This window comes from Pseudomonas sp. C7.1 (genome assembly GCF_056312395.1).
Window position 1 is genome coordinate 3,481,294 of sequence record NZ_JBWDTL010000003.1, and the last position, 18,571, is coordinate 3,499,864.

Here is an 18,571-nt window from a genome sequence, read left to right on the forward strand (position 1 = left end):
AAAGCCCGCCCCTTAACCAAACGTTATGCATAAAGACAGAGGGCAGCTATGAACAAAGGAATGTTGACTTTTTTCTGCGGAAAAATGGGAGCGGGAAAATCTACCAAAGCTAGAGAAATCGCGCAGAACTGTAATGCAGTATTGCTTTCGGAAGATGAATGGCTTTCATCACTGTACCCAAATAAAATCTCATCGTTGGATGACTACATTAAATACTCCAACCAACTCAAGCCCCAGATTAAGAAACTTGTTCAATCCATTTTGTCCTTAGGCACTAATGTCGTAATGGATTTCCCCGCCAATACTATTTCCCAAAGAAATTGGCTTCGGGGTATTTTCTCTGAGATCCAAGCACCGCACAATTTGATATATATCGACATAACAAATGAAGCTGCCTTAAGCAGATCAAAAAAAGACGAACAGAACAGCCTGAAAGAGAAGCAACGGATACAGCAGAGATGTTTGAGCGGGTTACAAAATACTTCATGGAGCCCACATCAGAAGAAGGCTTTAACACAACAAAAATTGCGCACAATGCATAACAACTGGTTCAAACCGTTCGCTTCGCTCACTGGGACGGGCTAAAGCCCGCCCCTTAACCAAACGTTAGGCAGCCTCCGGAAATTAATCTTGGGTTGGTTTTATTCACAACACCGCGTCGCCAATAAATCGCTTAGTCAGTGGCATTATTAAAGGGAGTTGGTTTGTGCCGAATACCGTAACAATTAACTTACCGCGTTCGGCTTTCGACTGTACGTCGTCTGCCTTTTCTTTCTGCGTTGCGGCGGCTACTGTGTCGGGCAGGCCAGGCCTAACAACTGGTTCAAATCGTTCGCTGCGCTCTCTGGGACGGGCTAAAGCCCGCCCCTTAACCAAACGTTATATTCCTTCACTGGAGCGCATCGCTTGAGAATAATACTATCCGCAATAGGCCTCATGTTATTTTCAGCGAGCGCATTGCTTGGATTTTATCTCCTGAATCAAGGAAAGTTCTCAGGCAGTGAATTCATAGCATTTGTTGTTGCTTTTGCAGTGTTGGGGCTGGTCATTTCCTTTTCATCCGAGGTTCAAGAATTTTCAATTGCCGGAAATATCGTAAAGCTCAAAGAGGTAAAGAAAGATGCTGAAAGAACAATAATTGAGCTTAAAGCTGCAAGAACAGAGACATTTAGATTTCTTCTCAGTTTAGCAAAGCGCTATCCAGGTGGCTGGGGGAGCGATAGCACGGTCGATACAAGGCTTGCAGATTTTTGGTTTCTCCATACGCAAATCGTTAAGTTTGGATGTGAAAAAGAGCTAAGTGAAAAAATCTCAGAAGTTCTAGACGTCTTACTAATCGGGCAATTATCAAGCATTGGCCATAGCAACGATAAAGTCAGAGAAAAATATCACGGAAAAGGCATCACACCTTCGCCTGGCGAGTTAACTATAGAAGCATTGGATAATGAGTCTGTTTTAGAGTCGGCAAAGCGTGGAGTATGCAAAGGCTCGGCAGACGAAATAAAAAGGAATTTAGTCATCGGTCTTGAAGAATATAAGAAACTCTATGACGCACGTATTGCGCTAGGGGAAATATAACAACTGGTTCAAACCGTTCGCTGCGCTCACTGGGACGGGCTAAAGCCCGCCCCTTAACCAAACGTTAGGCAGCCTCCGGAAATTCATCTTGGGTTGGTTTTATTCACAACACCGCGTCGCCAATAAATCGCTTAGTCAGTGGCATTATTAAAGGGAGTTGGTTCATGCCGGGCACCGTAACAATTAACTTACCGCGTCCGACTTTCGACTGTGCGGTGCCTGCCTTTCCTTTCTGCGTTGCGGCGGCTACCGTGTCGGGCAGGCCAGGCCTAACAACTGGTTCAAATCGTTCGCTTCGCTCTCTGGGACGGGCTAAAGCCCGCCCCTTAACCAAACGTTATGTACCCAAGGGGGTTCGATGCCGCTCCTAAAAGATAGGGTTGTAGTAGCGAGCGATGTAAGCACTCGCGACGGTATTGGTGTCGAAATTTACAGAAACAACGAGTTGATCGTTGAAATATTCCGGGACGACACGGAAAAAACTCGCACAGTAACAGTATTCAAAGAGATCAATTTCACTTGATCTAATGGAAGATTCTATCCAAATTTTCAAAAAAGAAATCCCATGGGACTTCATTGAGTATGAGGTTTAGGCAGGCATGAAAGATCTTATTGCAAGCATGAAAATTATTGGGATAAGCCCCAATGGAGAGAGAATCGAGATTCTTGCAAAAATTGGTAAGCCATACCCCGTAGAGGGACAAGAAGATATCGACGAGTGGGCATGCCCGGTATCGCTTGAGCCACTATACAAACGCTTGCATGAGGCTCATGGTGGCGGCTCATTTCAAGCGCTTTGCCTAGCATCAAGCCTCATTCTGAACTTACTGCATGGCTTCATAGAAAAGGGCGGAAAGTTAATTCACGAGGACGGAACCAGTTTTCCACTAGGCGCATATTCCTTTGGCCTCGCAAAGGGCACATAACAACTGGTTCAAACCGTTCGCTTCGCTCACTGGGACGGGCTAAAGCCCGCCCCTTAACCAAACGTTATGCATATTCAGAAATTCGGCATCCAGCAACAAACGGGGTTGCAATGAAAAAGAAAGTAAAACGGTCAAAATTGCTGAGGGCCTTTAATTCGCTTTGTGCGGTTCTGCTCATGGTTTCTGCAATCTACATTATGGTTATGGGCTTCAACTCTGTTGCTATGGCGGTTATGGCTATTTCCGTTGCCGGAGCAGCTGCACCTCTTGTCCAGAGCGACGAGGGAATTCTGGAAATAGTAATCGGCACCTTCGAAGCCATGATCGACGGGGTCGTGGCAGTCATCGAAGGCATAGCAAGTGCAATTGCTGGCCTGTTCAGCTAGAAATGCATAACAATTGGTTCAAATCGCTCGCTTCGCTCGCTGGGACGGGCTAAAGCCCGCCCCTTAACCAAACGTTAGGCCCTACCGAATGTCTTCGTATCTTAAATATCTTATTACTGCTCTTCTTGTTGGCTCAAGCAGCCAATCGGCTGGTTATGAATTTATTCCAGCGCAGGGCTGGATACTAGTAAGGGGCGGAGACATCGCAGATGTCAGAGCAGCAATTATTGACTATGACGACCTCACGAAAGAGGTGGAGGCCGGCATCTTTACAGTGGAGTTGCACCCGCAACGTGATGGTCAAATTGCTGTTTTACTTCCAAACGGCTTTCCAGCATATGACTTAACAAACATGACAGGGTGGCTCAATTGGCCACCAAATCAGCCTAATGCAGTAGCATGGATAACCTCCCCCGCAGATGGGGCTAAATACTACTTAGTGCCTGAAATTTCAAATACCTCTGGTGATACTTTGATAGGGTCTAGTAATGAAGGATTGTCTATTCGAGTATATCTTCCCGATACCGGAGTCTCCGAAATTTATGCTCCGTCCCTTTATAAAGCTGAACCTAAAATAGATCGTCTAAAGAATCCAATAAAAATCAGAATCACACTTGATAAAAACACTGCCTTCGGAAACAATAACTTCATTATTAATAGCCCAAACAACCATAGTTGGCGTCCATAGGCCTAACAATTGGTTCAAATCGTTCGCTTCGCTCTCTGGGACGGGCTAAAGCCCGCCCCTTAACCAAACGTTAGGCAGCCTCCGGAAATTAATCTTGAGTTGGTTTTATTCACAACACCGCGTCGCCAATGAATCGCTTAGTCAGTGGCATTATTAAAGGGAGTTGGTTCATGCCGGGCACCGTAACAATTAACTTACCGCGTCCGTCTTTCGATTGTGCGTCGTCTGCCTTTTCTTTCTGCGTTGCGGCGGCTACCGTGTCGGGCAGGCCAGGCCTAACAACTGGTTCAAATCGTTCGCTGCGCTCTCTGGGACGGGCTAAAGCCCGCCCCTTAACCAAACGTTAGGCAGCCTCCGGAAATTCATCCTGGGTTGGTTTTATTCACAACACCGCGTCGCCAATAAATCGCTTAGTTAGTGGCATTATTAAAGGGAGTTGGTTTATGCCGGGCACCGTAACAATTAACTTACCGCGTCCGACTTTCGACTGTGCGGCGTTAGCCTTTTCTTTCTGCGTTGCGGCGGCTACCGTGTCGGGCAGGCCAGGCCTAACAACTGGTTCAAATCGTTCGCTGCGCTCTCTGGGACGGGCTAAAGCCCGCCCCTTAACCAAACGTTAGGTGCATATCCAATATGCGGGATCGCCAAAAAATCATAGAAACCATAAGCGACGTGGCAGATAATTTTGGCTCGTCAAACCCGCAGCAACTTAAAAAGCTCATCGCCTATTGCAAAGATGCGCCTAATAACGAAGTATTTTTTGGGCTTTTCTCTTTCTTCTACGACCCGTCTTTGCAAGAGAATAAATTTCAACGCCAACAGACTGCAGGCACACTATTACTAGAAGTAGCACCTACATCACCAATTGCGCTAGACGGCTCAGTTTATGCTGCGGCAAATTTATGGGATTACAGCATTGAAGAACTGCCATGGTATTGGTGCAAAATTTTTGGTTCCCACGTAGTCATTAATTTCTTAAGCGATTTTCTACCTGACATTGAAGACGAAGACATTCTTAAAAGCATTCAAACCATGTTGTTTTGGTGCCATGCCTATGAGCAGCAATGCACCTAACAACTGGTTCAAACCGTTCGCTTCGCTCACTGGGACGGGCTAAAGCCCGCCCCTTAACCAAACGTTAGGCTAAAACAATGAAAGAAACCGCCCCACCAAAACGTGACCCAAAAGCACTAGCATTTGCCGATGCAATTCTCATCCTTGCCCCACTGCTCTTATTTTTTTTCATACTTGCCATTAGCGGCGCTCACGACTCAATACACCAGAAGGCTGAGTGGAGCTTTGTTATGGTATTTTTCCTTGTCGAGGCTCTTCGTGATCAAGTAAAAAGACAACGACTAGAAAATTACCATGAAGATCACACTGAAGCTGGCGTAGTGTTCTACGGACTCATCTTAACTATTGGAGCACTTTTTCTATTTGCCGACTTCAGAAACTCTATCGACCCAAGCTCTATTAATCTACAGTCTTTCTACACAATTAAATTCTCGCTATTCACATTTTCTTTTATATTATTTCTATATCATCGTTATAAAAAATATAGTTACTTGCCTGCCAAAGCAGAGCTATAGAGCACTCCCATGACGGCTATGTAATCAGCCTAACAACTGGTTCAAATCGTTCGCTTCGCTCACTGGGACGGGCTAAAGCCCGCCCCTTAACCAAACGTTAGGCCTTTCAATGCATCCATCACGTTCGAATGACATTTTTCTAGCAGCATTGATTTCGTTACTAGTTATATTCATCACCATCATAAAGGGTGATGCGCTGTATTTAGGTCTTTGGTACTACCTCACTGTTCCAGCTATTATTTTGAGCCTATGCGCAGTTATTCGACCCGCACCGTTCTTTCTTACAGGCGCGTCGTTAGGAATTGCCATAACGCTGCTCTGTGTAATGTCGGTTAATTGGAGTTCATCACATCCTGAGGGTCTGCTAGGGTTAGGCCATGTTTCCTCACTTCCAGGCGCTATTGTTGGTGTCCTTTTAGCAGCAGTAACAGCAAAGAGGAAATTCATAAAGCTGCCATATACATCTTTCTCAATGGGTCTATGCGGTCTGCTGGTTGGCTACTTTATAAATCAAACCGTTGTTTGCAATACTGTTATGTGGTGTGGCCCACTATCAATGCCTATCAAATGAAACGCCTAACAAGTGGTTCAAACCGTTCGCTTCGCTCACTGGGACGGGCTAAAGCCCGCCCCTTAACCAAACGTTAGGCAGCCTCCGGAAATTAATCTTGGGTTGGTTTTATTCACAACACCGCGTCGCCAATAAATCGCTTAGTCAGTGGCATTATTAAAGGGAGTTGGTTTGTGCCGAATACCGTAACAATTAACTTACCGCGTTCGGCTTTCGACTGTACGTCGTCTGCCTTTTCTTTCTGCGTTGCGGCGGCTACTGTGTCGGGCAGACCAGGCCTAACAACTGGTTCAAATCGTTCGCTGCGCTCACTGGGACGGGCTAAAGCCCGCCCCTTAACCAAACGTTAGGCAACATACATAAAGGGTCTTTATGCGTCCAATCATCGAAGAACGATTCGAGCTCAACCTTGAGCGCGTGCGAAACCTTGTGTCTATTTATACGAATCACTTGTCCGGGCAAGGTGGTGGTCGAAGGGGGCATCAAACTACAGACGTACTGCGCGCAGCAACAGTCTTATTGCACGCAGCGCTTGAGGATGTGTTGCGAAGCTTGGCATATTGGAAGCTCTCTCAAGCAAGCGCAACGGTATTAGAAAAAATTGCTCTTGTTGGCGGATCGGCAACAAAATTTAATCTCGGGGAGCTTGCGACTCACCGAGGAAAAACAATCGATGCAGTCATAAAGGAATCAACAGACGCAAGTCTGGAGCGATCCAACTACAATAATCGAAGAGAAGTCCTTCAGTTGCTTGAATCAATCGGTCTAGATGTTGCACCCATTCAGCAGCACATGGCCTTACTTGAACAAGCCATGTCACGCCGTCATCAGATTGTTCATCGCGCAGACGCTAATCCCAATCAAAGCCCGGGCCGAGGCAATCATAAGGTTGCCTCGATCGCACCTGTCACACTCAATGGCTGGATAGCAAACACTGAACAGTTCGTTCATGCGGTTCTTGCTCAGGTTTAGCAGAAAAGTCGCCTAACAAGACGCTCAAATCGCTCACTTCGTTCGCTGGGACGGGCTAAAGCCCGCCCCTTAGCTTAATCGTTAGACAACAGTGCTTTTAAATTGCTTTTTGGTAACGCGTACCCTCGTAACAACGCACGTTTTCTTGCGAGGTTTTCACAGTTTGAAATGTGTATTGGCTGAACGGACGCCCGTTATATTTGTGGCATTTTTCAACACCGCGCTCAGGTCGTTAAATTGCAAACATTGGATTTATCGCGTTTCGTTCGTTGCGTAATTGTTGTTCGTAAGGCCGCACGATTGCTTTCGGGGCTTTCTCGGGTTTAGTCTTGCGGTTGCTGTGCTTACGCCGCTTGCCATTGAGGCACGTTGAAATCGTGGTTTTTCAGTTGCAGTGCAAACATTAAATTTATTGCGTTTCGCCAGGTTCATCGCGTAACGCGTTACAAGCAGGAAAGCGGTGCTTTAAATTATGCGTACATCCGAGCGTCTAACAAATGGTTCAAATCGCTCGCTGCGCTCGCTGGGACGGGCTAAAGCCCGCCCCTTAACCAAACGTTAGGTCCATAGGAAGTCATTAAACCTAACAACCAGGAGCAGAAATGTCGTATATAAAGTCGCTTTTCGTTTTGAAGAAACCACCTAATACCAGCGAAATCGAAGTTAGCGAAAAAGTCCATAAAAAAGCAACCAAACTCCTCTACTTAGGGCTTTTCATATTATTCGCAAGTGTTATTGGAGGCTTGGTAAAAGCTCTATTTTTTAGCGGTTTAAAGGTAACGGTTAACGAATTAAATTTCCCTATACTATTACTTAGCATAATAGCCACTTTCATGCTTGGCGGACTTAGCCTCATCAAGTTAAACAATGCCCATACAGATATTTTGAATAATTCTAGTGAAAAAAATCATAAAGTAGTGCTCGGGGCTACAGGACCACTACTCCTATCTGTCTATTTATCTTTCCTAACAATTAATGAGGCGAGACTGGCTGGGCAATACAACGAAGATGCTCACCATAATATCTGTAAGGTCTATCTATCTAGCGGGGAAAAGTCGAATTCCTGCATTAATTACGAAAATGAAATGGCAATAGATAAGTCATTAATTGCAAGGGCTTTGTATTTCTACGACTTCAAATATTAGGACTCAACCAGTCCATTAACTCTGCGTCTTTGGTGCCGGACGCAGCAAAGCCACACCGGTTATTGAGGCGCTATACTCCAAGCCACAAACCTGAAAGCACTGGTCGCGGTAGGGACGGCAGTTACCTGCCGCCCCCCGCACAGATCCGTACGTGCGGAACTACCGCATACGGCTCCTGCCTTGGGTATGTGACGCGAAGCGATCCTCAGGGTACGGATGTGCATTTCTGGGTTTAGGTATGTAGAGGTCGGCGAGGCGACCGTAGCGTGACCATTGGAGCCTATTACGCTGACTGCGTCGCATGAGGGCTTGCCGCCATAGACGGCAAACCGCCGAACGAAAACCGCCAAGACGTATCAGGTTCCCCGGCACCGCGTGGTAGTTGAAGTAGCCCCTGACCACCCGGGTGAGCCACTGACCTACGACGTGAACAGACTCGTGGCGTCGACGCTTCAGCTCATCCCGAATAGCCAGCAGCGTCGCACGCATTCGCTTCTTGACCGTCAGTCGCAGAATTTGAAAACCACCGCTTCTGTTGGTACTACAACAGTGCGTAAAGCCCAGGAAGTCAAACGTCTCCGGTTTGCCTAGACCTCGTACCCTACGATTTCTCGCAGCAAAACGACCAAACTCAATCAGTCGTGTTTTCGAGGCATTGAGGGACAATCCGAACCTGGCCAACCGCTCCTGCAACTGCACCAGAAACTGCTGAGCCTGCCATTGCGTCCTGAAACCCACCACGCTGTCGTCCGCGTAACGCACGACAATCACATCGCCACGGGCATGCCGCTGGCGCCACTGCCTTGCCCACAGATCCAGCACGTAGTGAAGATAGATATTCGCCAGCAACGGCGATATCACTGCACCTTGGGGAGTCCCCTTGGTCGCAGCCACCCTACGGCCATCCTCCATTACACCCGCTTGAAGCCACTTGCAGATAAGTCCGAGCATGCGCCGGTCTGCAATCCGGTGTCCCAGAAACATCAGCATCCATTCATGGTCGATCTCATCAAAGAACGACGTGATATCCGCATCCAATATCCAGTTCACCTTCTGACCCTTCAGCGCGACCGTCAACGCATCCAGCGCATCGTGCTGGCTGCGTCCCGGTCGAAACCCATACGAGAATCCCAGGAAGTCCTCTTCATAGATCGCATTTAGAACGGTAACAACCGCCTGTTGTACGATCTTGTCCTCCAAAGAGGCAATGCCCAACGGGCGCTGCCTGCCATCGGCTTTGGGAATGTAGACCCGCCGCGATGGTGTTGCCCGATAGGCTCCGCTGTGGAGCTTTGCGTGCAAAACGGTTACCCGCTGGAGAAGACCTTCCTCATATTCTCGCCACGACATGCCGTCCACGCCCACCGCGGCATCTCGGCGCAGGGCATAAAAGCTCTGCGCCAATAACTGCGGTGTGATGTGGTGCAGCAACGCCGTGAACTGCATGCCCTTGTTCCTTCGGGCTGCTTCACGTACACCTTCAAGTCCCATCAACGTGCAACTGATCCGGCTCAGTGTCCGGGGCACGGGGTTCTTATCGGTGTTTCCCTTGGCTACGCCCCTTTCCTCCACTATCTCCGCAGGGCCAGGCCCTTTGTTCGATGGCTTCTCAGGTACTACGGACGTATCCGACTTCTCAGCGACGTGAACAGCAGGGTTATGGCTTTTGGCCTTTCCTGCTCCGCCCGGTGCCTGCGCACCGGGCACCGCTGAGATCTCCCAGTTTCTGTGCGAAGGACTTCCCGACGTGCACAGGGTCTCCGACCGCGCGGGATCAGAGCATGACTGGCGTAAAACGCCATGCTCCGTGTTGCCTTCTGCTTCGCTTAACAGCGTCGGCATCCCGAACTTGTGATTACGCGGCTCAATGGCTGGCCCATCGGTTTCCCCTGTCAACGCTTCACCCTGCACCTCACGGTGCAACATGCATGACTCGGGGTCTGGTTGATTCGCCATTTCTTACCAGTATCGAACTTTCATCGACTATCCTCCGCCAGCTTTAACTGGCGCACTAAGCGCTCCATAAACCGCGTCCGTCAGGACAAGGTCTGTTTTCAGGAGGCTGGGGCTGGCGAGCAGTTCCACGGCAGCAGCGCTTCGTAGTCCTCGACGGTATTGGCCAGTGTCAGGCGTTCGAGGATGTGGCGCAGGTAAGCGTAGGGCTCCTGGCCGTTGGCCTTGGCGGTTTCGATCAGGCTGTAGATCTGCGCGCTGGCGGTGGCGCCCTTGGGCGTATCGCTGAACAGCCAGTTTTTGCGGCCGATTACGAAGGGGCGGATGGCGTTCTCGGCGCGGTTGTTATCGATCGGCAGGTGGCCGGCTTCTACGTAGCGTTCAAGCCGGCTCCAGTTGCTGGCTAGGTAGTTCACCGCCTTGCCCAAGGCGTTCTGCGCCGTAACCTGGGGCTGGGTTTTCTCCAGCCAGACCTTGAGTTGAGCGAGGATCGGTAAGCTGTGCTGTTGACGGCCCTGATGACGGTGTTCGGCGCTGGCGTCCTTGAAGTCGCGCTCGATCCCGTACAGTTTGTTGATCAGGCTCAGCGCGACATCGGCCCGCCCGGTTTTGCCCTTGGGCTGTACCTTCTGCGCTTCGATAAATTTACGCCGCGCATGCGCCCAGCAGGCCAGGCGCTCGATCCCCGCTTGCGCAGCCACGGCGTTGTAGCCGGCGTAGTCGTCGGTCATCAGGTAGCCACGGTAGTCGTCGAGCAGGCGCAGCGGTACGTCCTGCGCACGGCTGGTGGTGTAGTCGAAAAGGACCACTGGCCTGTCCGGCGGGCCGCCGGTTTGTACCCACATCCAGGATTGGCTGCTCGGCTCGCGCCCCGGCTCCTTGAGTACCTGTACACGGGTCTCGTCGCAGTGCAGCACCGGGTAGTCCAGCAGCGTGTCGCGCATCAGGTTGAGCAGCGGTTGCAACTGTTCGCCGCACTGGATCACCCAGCGCGCCAGGGTCTGGCGGGGGATGTCGATGCCATGTCGATGGAGGACTTTCTCGAAGCGATACAGCGGCGTGCCGTCGACATACTTGGTGCTCAGCAACATCGCCAGCACGCTGGGGCTGGCCATGCTCTTTTCGATCAGTTGGGCTGGCTTGTCGGCGGTCACCGGGGCGGTTTCGCAGCCCTTGCAGGCATAGGTCTTGCGGATGTGTTTGATCACCCGGATCTGCATCGGGATGATGTCCAGCTGTTCGCTGGTTTCCTCACCGATCACCTGCTTGCGGCAACCGCAGGCGCAGGTCAGTTCGTGCTCGGGCAGCTCATGGACGACTTCGACGCGCGGCAGCTCGGCCGGCAACGGCTTGCGCTTACCACGACGCTTGGTCGGCGCGACGTCCTCTTCTTCGACCTCAGCGGCCGGAGCTTCAGGCGCCGCTTCGGCGAGGCTTTCGGCCTCGTTGAAGATCTCCAGCTGCGGCGAGTCAGGATGGCACTTTGCTCGGATTTACGGCCGAACAAGCGCTGGATCAGCAGTGCGTTTTGTTCACGTAGGTGCTCGATCTGTCCGTCCTTAACCAGCATCTCCTGATCTTTTGCAAACACCTGTTCATGCAGCGACAGCAGAAGCTGCTTCAGCAAAATAGGATCGTCAGGAAGGCTTTCGGGCATGGAAATCATGCCGTGGATTATACCGGCTCACGTGACGAAACGGGGCGTCAGTACCTTGTGCGGTTGGTTGCCCCAGAGGTCGATGCCCTCCAGTAATTGGTTCAACTCGCGCACCGTCAGCTCAATGGCTTCATCACCCGCATCCGGCTTGGTCTTGAACCGCTCAGCCTCCAAACGCTTGAGCCACAGACAGAAGCCGTTGCGGTGCCAGTACAGGATTTTCACTTGGTTGCGCGTGCGATTGAGGAAGACGAACAACACAGGGTCGAATACCGCGACCTTGATATCCAGCTCGACCAGGGCCGCCAGACCATTGATTGATTTGCGGAAATCGACTGGCTTGGGATAGAGGTAAACGGCTTTGACCCTGGGGTCGGGACGCATCATGAGCTGGCTCCAGAAAGATATCGGGAGCACAGCATCGGGTCGTGCCGGGATCATTTGAAGGTGGGGTTTATGGAGCGCTTACCAATAAATCGCTTAGTCAGTGGCATTATTAAAGGGAGTTGGTTCATGCCGGACACCGTAACAATTAACTTACCGCGTCCGTCTTTCGATTGTGCGTCGTCTGCCTTTTCTTTCTGCGTTGCGGCGGCTACCGTGTCGGGCAGGCCAAGCCTAACAACTGGTTCAAATCGTTCGCTGCGCTCTCTGGGACGGGCTAAAGCCCGCCCCTTAACCAAACGTTATATGCAGTCGAGGAATAAATGAAGGGATTCTTTAAAAAAATTGTCGCAGCAGTATTCCTATTGTATTTGGCATATGTCTTGATGCCATACATATGGCATCTCATGTACGATCAAGAAACACTTGATGCCTTAAGCTGGAATGGATACGGAGGGCAGCTAAATATTTACGGCCCTTTCCCTTACTTCATCGCTGGAATCACATTGGTTTCTCTTGTAGGTATCCACCAGCTCAAAAAATGGGGCCGTAAATTATTTCTAATTTCAGTTATTGCATCTGGAGTCTTAACACCATTTTTTGGCCTAGGCGTTATAGGTGGTTTTGACTTATTTATAGGTTATGTCCTAACAGTTGGCACAGGTGTAATAATTTCAATGTCATATTTTTCAAGCGTCGCCGAAAACTTCGAGTAATGCATATAACAACTGGTTCAAACCGTTCGCTTCGCTCACTGGGACGGGCTAAAGCCCGCCCCTTAACCAAACGTTAGGCAGCCTCCGGAAATTCATCTTGGGTTGGTTTTATTCACAACACCGCGTCGTCAGTAAATTGCTTAGCCAGTGGCATTATTAAAGGGAGTTGGTTTATGCGGGCACCGTAACAATTAACTTACCGCGTCCGTCTTTCGAGTGTGCGTCGTCTGCCTTTTCTTTCTTCGTTGCGGCGGCTACCGTGTCGGGCAGGCCAGGCCTAACAACTGGTTCAAATCGTTCGCTGCGCTCACTGGGACGGGCTAAAGCCCGCCCCTTAACCAAACGTTAGGCAGCCTCCGGAAATTCATCTCTGGTTGGTTCTAATCCCAACACCGCGTCGTTAGTAAATCGCTTAGTCAGTGGCATTATTAAAGGGAGTTGGTTTATGCCGGGAACCGTAACAATTAACTTACAGCGTCCGTCTTTCGATTGTGCGTCGTCTGCCTTTTCTTTCTGCGTTGCGGCGGCTACCGTGTCGAGCAGGCCAGGCCTAACAACTGGTTCAAATCGTTCGCTGCGCTCACTGGGACGGGCTAAAGCCCCGCCGCGCGTCGCGCCCAGTTGCCCCTATAAATACTATGTAATACATTGCATTCAACAGTATTGAGGGCATTCTTATGAGCGTCACAACCGTCCGGCTTCAACCAGAGCTCGAAGAAAATCTTGAGGCTATGGCAGAAAAGCTTCAAAGAAGTAAAAGTTGGCTTATTAATCAGGCGCTTAGAGAGTTTTTTGAGCGCCAGGAGCTGGAGCAGACCCGGTGGCAGGAAACACTGCACGCAATGGAGTCAGTGGCACAAGGCAAGGTCGTTTCCGGCGAAGCAGTGAATGCTTGGCTCAAAAGTTGGGGCACCGCCAATGAGCTATCGCCACCGAAGGCTGGTCAATGAGGCCGGTCTACTCAGAAAACGCTGTGTCAGACCTCGTTCGGCTCCGCGAATTCATAGCAGAGAAAGATCCTCTTGCTGCTACTCGCGCTGCAGCAGAGCTCTTTGCCCGCATCGAAAATCTTTGCCTATTTCCAGAAATGGGCCGCGCTGTTGAGCTTGCTCCAAGCCCAAAAGTTATTCGCGACGCAGTTTTCGGAAAATACATAATCCGCTATTCAGCTCACACAGAAACTGTCGTTATTCTTCGTATATGGCACCACAACGAAGACCGCACACAAAGTATCTAACAACTGGCTCAGATCGCTCGCTAGGACGGGCTAAAGCCCGCCCCTTAACCAAACGTTAGGTTTCTGATCAAAAATTAGAGTACGCCGCACATGGAAATCAGCTGTAGCTCACTTAATGAAGTTCGCGAGAATATCGACAATATAGATCGAGAAATCGTGGCATTGCTCGCTAAGCGCGGAGCATTTGTTGCTAAAGCCGCATCCTTTAAAAAGACAACTGATGAAGTTAAAGCTCCCACCCGGGTTGAGCAAGTCATTTCAAAAGTTATAGCACTTGCACACGAGCAAGGGGCTAATCCAAAAGTGGCAGAAAGCGTTTATCGCGCCATGATCTCTGCATTCATTGAAGCAGAACTTAAAGAGTATTCACTGCTTAACGCAAATAACGTAAGACCCTAATTCGGCGAAGTTCTTTCTTGACTGACAACGGTATCCACTGCCAGGGACTAACAAGTTGCTATTGGAGCTTTTGTCGAGCCCGATATTCACCCGGCGTCAGGCCAGCCCATTGACGAAACGCGCGGAAGAACACGCTGCGTTCCGAGTAGCCCAGCAGCAGGGCGATTTCTGCGGCGGGTAAGTCGTCGGTGCTTAAGTGTTGTTCGGCCAGTTGCTGGCGGGTGTCGTTAAGCAGTTGCTGGTAGTTGCAGCCTTCATCGGCCAGGCGTCGTTGCAGGGTGCGTTCGCTCAGGTGCAGATGGCGCGCCAGTTGCTCACCGAGCAAAGCCACCACACGGGCGCGGTCAACGCCCAGGCGGCTGGCGGCATGCAGCACCGCGAGGGTAATGGCTGGCGCTGACCGAGGTGTGTTGCGAGTCGAGTGCGTGCTTGGGCATGGCCTGATTCTGCCCAAAGCTGTGGCCTGGCGGTAGGGTTGAGACGTCTAGCTAAACACTTGGTTACCTGGGCTACCGGTATTACTCCGCGCAACCTGTGACTAAGCGGTTAGACTCTTGTCCTGCCGGGCGTTCTCAAAAGGTGCGACCGGTTCAACAATAAACAGAAAAGGAGAACTCCCATGAAAGGTAAATCCCTGGCATGGGCCCTGTCGGCTGCACTCGCGGGTATTACCCTGAGCAGCGCCGTACAGGCCGAAGAGAAATTCGTCACTATCGGCACCGGTGGTCAAACCGGCGTTTACTACGTTGCCGGTCAATCGATCTGTCGTTTCCTCAATCGCGGCGCTGCTGAACACGGCATCAAGTGCAACGCCCCAGCCAGCGGCGGCGGCGTGGCCAACGTCAACGGCATCCGCAGTGGCGAATTCAATTTCGGCATCATGCAGTCGGACCACCAGTTCAAGGCGATGAAGGGCGTTGCGCCGTTCGAGAGCGAAGGCGCGATGGAGGACATCCGCGCGGTGTTCTCGCTGCAGAGTGAGGTGTTTACCATCCTCGCTCGCCGTGACGCCAAGATCGCCAGCTTCGACGACCTCAAAGGCAAGCGCGTTAACATCGGCAACCCTGGTTCCGGTCAGCGCGACACCCTGGAAGAAATCATGCAGGTCAAAGGCTGGGACCGCTCTGCGTTCTCCTTGGCCTCCGAGTTGAAGCCGGCTGAGCAGGCGTCTGCCCTGGGCGACAACAACATCGACGCGATGACCTACTTCGTCGGTCATCCGAATGGCGCGATCCAGGAAGCCACCACCACCACCGACGCGGTGCTGGTGCCAGTGACCGGTGCGCAAATCGACAAGCTGCTGGCTGAGAAGAGCTACTACACCAAGGCCGATATCCCCGGCGGCGTGTACAAGGGCAACGACGCGCCAACTCCATCGATTGGCGGCAAGGCGGTGCTTTCCACCTCGGCCAAGGCCAGCCCGGAAGTGGTTTACCAGCTGGTTAAATCGGTATTCGACAACATTGATCGCTTCAAGCGTCTGCACCCTGCATTTGCCGACCTGAAAGAAGAAGACATGATCAAAGTCGGCCTCAGCGCACCGCTGCACGAAGGCGCAGTGCGTTATTACAAAGAGCGCGGCTGGCTCTAGCCTGTGATGTAACCCGGATAAGCGTCAGCGTAATCCGGGATCGCGTTGCCCGGATTGCGCCTAGGCTTATTCGGGCTACGTGACTGCCCGTGCAAACGGACTAGTGTTTCCAAATAAGCAAACCCGCAGCTGCAAGGCTGCGGGTTTTGCCGTTTTCCGTACTCTCGAATGCAGGTTCAGCCCATGCATGACAAGCAACTGTCCACCGAAGAACTGATCGCCCAGGATGTCGGTGCGCGCACCCCGCTGGGTGCCATGGCCCAGGTGATCACCGGCCTGGCTCTGCTCTGGTCGCTGTTTCAACTGTGGATCGCCTCGCCCTTGCCATTCGTGTTCGGTATTGGCGTGTTCAACGACACCGAAACCCGCTCTATCCACCTGGCGTTTGCCCTGTTGCTGGCGTTTCTCGCTTATCCGGCGTTCAAGCGCTCGCCGCGGGATCGCGTGCCGCTGCTGGATATCGCCCTGGGCTTGGTCGCTGCCTCCAGCGCCGCCTACCTGTTTATCTTCTACCAGCAGCTGGCTTTGCGTCCGGGCAGCCTGACCACCGCAGACATGCTCACCGCGTGCATCGGTATCCCGTTGCTGCTGGAGGCCACCCGCCGGGTGCTTGGCCCGCCACTGGCGATCATCGCCCTGCTGTTCCTCGTTTACAGCCTGGCCGGCCCCTATATGCCGGGAATGCTGGCGCACCGTGGGGTCAGCTTTAATGCCATGGCCAACCACCAGTGGATCACCACCGAGGGCGTGTTCGGCATTGCCTTGGGTGTGTCCACCAGCTTTGTATTTCTCTTTGTGCTGTTCGGCGCCTTGCTCGAGCGCGCGGGCGCGGGGCATTACTTTATTCAGCTGGCTTTCAGCATGCTCGGCCACTTTCGGGGTGGCCCGGCCAAGGCGGCCGTGGTGGCCTCGGGTTTGACCGGGCTGATTTCCGGCTCGTCGATTGCCAACGTGGTCACCACCGGCACCTTCACCATTCCGATGATGAAACGCACAGGCTTCTCGGCCGAGAAGGCCGGCGCGGTGGAGGTGGCCTCGTCGGTCAACGGCCAGATCATGCCGCCGGTGATGGGAGCCGCAGCCTTTCTGATGGTCGAATACATCGGCATGCCCTATGTCGATATCATCAAACACGCCTTCCTGCCGGCGGCGATTTCCTATATCGCGCTGCTGTATATCGTCCACCTGGAATCGCTCAAGCTCGGCCTGCAGCCGGTGCAAGGGCATCAGCCCAAGCCCTGGCTACGTCGTTTGACCGGCTTCGCTTTTGGTGCGGCGCTGATCAGCGGTCTGTCGCTGGCGGTGTATTACGGCCTTGGTTGGCTCAAGCCGGCGCTGGGGGAATACGCTCTGCCGGGTATCGGCGCGCTGCTGGCGCTGGTCTACCTGGGCCTGCTGAAAATCGCCGCCAGCGTAGCGGTGCTGCCCGCCGAAGATCTGGACGCGCCGCTCGACAAACTGCCGCAAACCCGCGCCGTGTTGCTCTCTGGCCTGCACTTTCTGCTGCCAGTGGTGGTGCTGGTCTGGTGCCTGATGATCGAGCGCTTGTCCCCGGCCTGTCGGCCTTCTGGGGCAGTGTAATGTTGGTGATCATTCTGCTCACTCAACGCCCATTGCTGACCTGGCTGCGTACCGATGGCACCCATGCCCACGGCTCGTTTATGGATGGCGTGATCGACCTGCGCGAAGGCCTGATTGCCGGCGCGCGCAATATGATCGGCATCGGTATTGCCACGGCTGCGGCGGGTATTATCGTCGGCGCGGTGTCGCAAACCGGGGTTGGTCTGGTGCTGGCCGATCTGGTCGAGTTGCTGTCGATGGGCAACCTGCTGCTGATGCTGGTGCTCACGGCGATCTTCAGCCTGGTGCTGGGCATGGGCTTGCCAACCACCGCCAACTACATCGTGGTGTCCAGCCTGCTGGTGCCGGTGATCGTCACCCTTGGCCAGCAGAACGGCTTGATCGTACCGCTGATCGCGGTGCACCTGTTCGTCTTCTACTTCGGCATCATGGCCGACGTGACGCCGCCGGTGGGCCTGGCCTCGTTCGCTGCTGCGGCGGTATCCAAGGGCGACCCGATCAAGACCGGGATTCAGGCCTTCTACTACAGCCTGCGTACGGCGGTGTTACCGTTCCTGTTTATCTTCAACACTGACCTGCTGCTGATCGACGTAGATTTCTGGCACGGCGTGCTGATCTTTATCATCGCCACCGTCGCCATGCTGATCTTCGCCGCTGGCAGCCAGGGTTACTTCCTGGTGCGCAGTCGCTGGTACGAGAACGTGCTGCTGTTGCTGGTGGCCTTCACCCTGTTCCGTCCGGGCTTCTGGATGGACATCGTGCACGACCCTTACCGCGACATCCCGCCTGCGCAACTGGCCCAAGCTCTGGGTGATGTGAGCGATGGCAGCCAGCTGCGCTTGCGCATCAAAGGTGAGGATGCGGTGGGCGATGCCCGCGAGTTCAGCCTGCTGCTGCCCGTACCGGAAGGTGTCAGTGGCGAAGAGCGCCTGGAGAAACTCGGCCTGCTGATCTATGAAGAGGGCGGCAAGGTGCTGGTCGACAGCGTCACCTTCGGCAGCCCTGCAGCCGAAGCAGGCCTGGAATTCGATCAGGAAATCCTCAAGGTCCGCGCCCCGACGGACCGCTGGACCAAGGAACTGATGTGGATTCCCGGCTTCCTGCTGTTCGGCCTGGTGGTCTGGTTGCAGCGTCGCCGACGTAAGCTAGAAGCCTAAGCGGCGGATGCTCGGCCGTGTTTAACAACAAAGGTAGCCTC

The 18,571-nt window shown here is 52.5% G+C and carries 16 protein-coding genes and 3 pseudogenes; 15 read left to right on the top strand and 4 right to left on the bottom strand.

From position 1 onward, the window contains the following. The first annotated feature begins 48 nt into the window (after nucleotides 1–48). The 9 genes from AC0T4W_RS19615 (at nucleotide 49) to AC0T4W_RS19655 (ending at nucleotide 7,855) form a co-directional block, all read left to right on the top strand. The gene (locus AC0T4W_RS19615; RefSeq protein WP_476321863.1) at nucleotides 49–585 is read left to right on the top strand and encodes a P-loop nucleotide/nucleoside kinase family protein; all 537 of its coding nucleotides are present in this window, start codon (nucleotides 49–51) and stop codon (nucleotides 583–585) included. Between the two features lie 321 nt (nucleotides 586–906). Next, entirely contained in the window at nucleotides 907–1,578 is a 672-nt protein-coding gene (locus AC0T4W_RS19620; protein ID WP_476321865.1) for a hypothetical protein, read from the top strand. Nucleotides 1,579–2,177: 599 nt separating this feature from the next. After that, complete coding sequence (locus AC0T4W_RS19625) at nucleotides 2,178–2,504, top strand: hypothetical protein (protein ID WP_476321867.1); 327 nt, start codon at nucleotides 2,178–2,180, stop codon at nucleotides 2,502–2,504. Between the two features lie 110 nt (nucleotides 2,505–2,614). Beyond that, complete coding sequence (locus tag AC0T4W_RS19630; protein WP_476321869.1) at nucleotides 2,615–2,890, top strand: hypothetical protein; 276 nt, start codon at nucleotides 2,615–2,617, stop codon at nucleotides 2,888–2,890. An 88-nt stretch (nucleotides 2,891–2,978) separates the two neighbouring features. After that, complete coding sequence (locus AC0T4W_RS19635) at nucleotides 2,979–3,578, top strand: hypothetical protein (protein WP_476321857.1); 600 nt, start codon at nucleotides 2,979–2,981, stop codon at nucleotides 3,576–3,578. 633 nt (nucleotides 3,579–4,211) lie between these two features. Then, nucleotides 4,212–4,652, top strand: a complete 441-nt coding sequence (locus AC0T4W_RS19640; RefSeq protein ID WP_476321871.1) for a hypothetical protein — start codon at nucleotides 4,212–4,214, stop codon at nucleotides 4,650–4,652. Between the two features lie 77 nt (nucleotides 4,653–4,729). Next, nucleotides 4,730–5,167, top strand: a complete 438-nt coding sequence (locus AC0T4W_RS19645) for a hypothetical protein (protein ID WP_476321873.1) — start codon at nucleotides 4,730–4,732, stop codon at nucleotides 5,165–5,167. 943 nt (nucleotides 5,168–6,110) lie between these two features. Continuing rightward, nucleotides 6,111–6,710 carry a HEPN domain-containing protein gene (locus AC0T4W_RS19650; RefSeq protein ID WP_476321875.1) on the top strand — a complete coding sequence of 200 codons (600 nt, stop codon included), beginning with the start codon at nucleotides 6,111–6,113 and terminating at the stop codon, nucleotides 6,708–6,710. 602 nt (nucleotides 6,711–7,312) lie between these two features. Then, nucleotides 7,313–7,855 (top strand): hypothetical protein, encoded by a 543-nt coding sequence (locus AC0T4W_RS19655; protein WP_476321877.1) that lies wholly within the window; start codon nucleotides 7,313–7,315, stop codon nucleotides 7,853–7,855. A 159-nt stretch (nucleotides 7,856–8,014) separates the two neighbouring features. Here AC0T4W_RS19655 and ltrA read toward each other — a convergent pair whose 3' ends face one another. The 3 genes and pseudogenes from ltrA to tnpB form a co-directional block, all read right to left on the bottom strand. Continuing rightward, nucleotides 8,015–9,781: a group II intron reverse transcriptase/maturase gene (ltrA, locus tag AC0T4W_RS19660; RefSeq protein WP_476321879.1), complete on the bottom strand. Its 1,767-nt coding sequence runs from the start codon at nucleotides 9,779–9,781 to the stop codon at nucleotides 8,015–8,017. Between the two features lie 128 nt (nucleotides 9,782–9,909). Beyond that, nucleotides 9,910–11,474, bottom strand: a pseudogene (gene tnpC, locus AC0T4W_RS19665) (IS66 family transposase). A gap of 18 nt (nucleotides 11,475–11,492) precedes the next feature. Next, the gene (gene tnpB, locus AC0T4W_RS19670) at nucleotides 11,493–11,852 is read right to left on the bottom strand and encodes an IS66 family insertion sequence element accessory protein TnpB (RefSeq protein ID WP_476316920.1); all 360 of its coding nucleotides are present in this window, start codon (nucleotides 11,850–11,852) and stop codon (nucleotides 11,493–11,495) included. A gap of 320 nt (nucleotides 11,853–12,172) precedes the next feature. Here tnpB and AC0T4W_RS19675 point away from each other — a divergent pair, with 320 nt between their 5' ends. From AC0T4W_RS19675 to AC0T4W_RS19690, 4 genes are all read left to right on the top strand, one after another. Continuing rightward, on the top strand, nucleotides 12,173–12,565 hold the full coding sequence (locus AC0T4W_RS19675; RefSeq protein WP_476321881.1) for a hypothetical protein: 393 nt from the start codon (nucleotides 12,173–12,175) through the stop codon (nucleotides 12,563–12,565). Between the two features lie 677 nt (nucleotides 12,566–13,242). Continuing rightward, entirely contained in the window at nucleotides 13,243–13,515 is a 273-nt protein-coding gene (locus AC0T4W_RS19680; protein ID WP_476321883.1) for a CopG family ribbon-helix-helix protein, read from the top strand. After that, nucleotides 13,512–13,802: a type II toxin-antitoxin system RelE/ParE family toxin gene (locus AC0T4W_RS19685; protein ID WP_476321885.1), complete on the top strand. Its 291-nt coding sequence runs from the start codon at nucleotides 13,512–13,514 to the stop codon at nucleotides 13,800–13,802. Before AC0T4W_RS19680 ends, AC0T4W_RS19685 begins: the two co-directional genes overlap by 4 nt. 90 nt (nucleotides 13,803–13,892) lie before the next feature. Beyond that, nucleotides 13,893–14,201, top strand: coding sequence for a chorismate mutase (locus AC0T4W_RS19690; RefSeq protein ID WP_476321887.1), 309 nt, complete (start codon nucleotides 13,893–13,895; stop codon nucleotides 14,199–14,201). Nucleotides 14,202–14,259: 58 nt separating this feature from the next. Here the strand turns inward: AC0T4W_RS19690 and AC0T4W_RS19695 are convergent. Further along, nucleotides 14,260–14,541: pseudogene (locus AC0T4W_RS19695) on the bottom strand (helix-turn-helix transcriptional regulator); the annotation flags it as partial. 279 nt (nucleotides 14,542–14,820) lie between these two features. Between AC0T4W_RS19695 and AC0T4W_RS19700 the strand changes: the two are divergent. After that, a complete protein-coding gene (locus tag AC0T4W_RS19700) occupies nucleotides 14,821–15,792 on the top strand; it encodes a TAXI family TRAP transporter solute-binding subunit (RefSeq protein ID WP_476321889.1) in 972 nt (323 codons plus the stop codon). Nucleotides 15,793–15,975: 183 nt separating this feature from the next. Next, a pseudogene (locus tag AC0T4W_RS19705) lies at nucleotides 15,976–18,530 on the top strand (TRAP transporter permease). Nucleotides 18,531–18,571: the final 41 nt, after the last annotated feature.

What these genes read in the sequence shown, in the direction of transcription:
- AC0T4W_RS19615 (WP_476321863.1), top strand. Translation starts at nt 49, where the DNA reads ATGAACAAAGGAATGTTGACTTTTTTCTGCGGAAAAATGGGAGCGGGA.
- AC0T4W_RS19625 (WP_476321867.1), top strand. Translation starts at nt 2,178, where the DNA reads ATGAAAGATCTTATTGCAAGCATGAAAATTATTGGGATAAGCCCCAAT.
- AC0T4W_RS19630 (WP_476321869.1), top strand. Translation starts at nt 2,615, where the DNA reads ATGAAAAAGAAAGTAAAACGGTCAAAATTGCTGAGGGCCTTTAATTCG.
- AC0T4W_RS19635 (WP_476321857.1), top strand. Translation starts at nt 2,979, where the DNA reads ATGTCTTCGTATCTTAAATATCTTATTACTGCTCTTCTTGTTGGCTCA.
- AC0T4W_RS19640 (WP_476321871.1), top strand. Translation starts at nt 4,212, where the DNA reads ATGCGGGATCGCCAAAAAATCATAGAAACCATAAGCGACGTGGCAGAT.
- AC0T4W_RS19645 (WP_476321873.1), top strand. Translation starts at nt 4,730, where the DNA reads ATGAAAGAAACCGCCCCACCAAAACGTGACCCAAAAGCACTAGCATTT.
- AC0T4W_RS19650 (WP_476321875.1), top strand. Translation starts at nt 6,111, where the DNA reads ATGCGTCCAATCATCGAAGAACGATTCGAGCTCAACCTTGAGCGCGTG.
- AC0T4W_RS19655 (WP_476321877.1), top strand. Translation starts at nt 7,313, where the DNA reads ATGTCGTATATAAAGTCGCTTTTCGTTTTGAAGAAACCACCTAATACC.
- ltrA (WP_476321879.1), bottom strand. Translation starts at nt 9,781, where the DNA reads ATGTTGCACCGTGAGGTGCAGGGTGAAGCGTTGACAGGGGAAACCGAT.
- tnpB (WP_476316920.1), bottom strand. Translation starts at nt 11,852, where the DNA reads ATGATGCGTCCCGACCCCAGGGTCAAAGCCGTTTACCTCTATCCCAAG.
- AC0T4W_RS19675 (WP_476321881.1), top strand. Translation starts at nt 12,173, where the DNA reads ATGAAGGGATTCTTTAAAAAAATTGTCGCAGCAGTATTCCTATTGTAT.
- AC0T4W_RS19680 (WP_476321883.1), top strand. Translation starts at nt 13,243, where the DNA reads ATGAGCGTCACAACCGTCCGGCTTCAACCAGAGCTCGAAGAAAATCTT.
- AC0T4W_RS19685 (WP_476321885.1), top strand. Translation starts at nt 13,512, where the DNA reads ATGAGGCCGGTCTACTCAGAAAACGCTGTGTCAGACCTCGTTCGGCTC.
- AC0T4W_RS19690 (WP_476321887.1), top strand. Translation starts at nt 13,893, where the DNA reads ATGGAAATCAGCTGTAGCTCACTTAATGAAGTTCGCGAGAATATCGAC.
- AC0T4W_RS19700 (WP_476321889.1), top strand. Translation starts at nt 14,821, where the DNA reads ATGAAAGGTAAATCCCTGGCATGGGCCCTGTCGGCTGCACTCGCGGGT.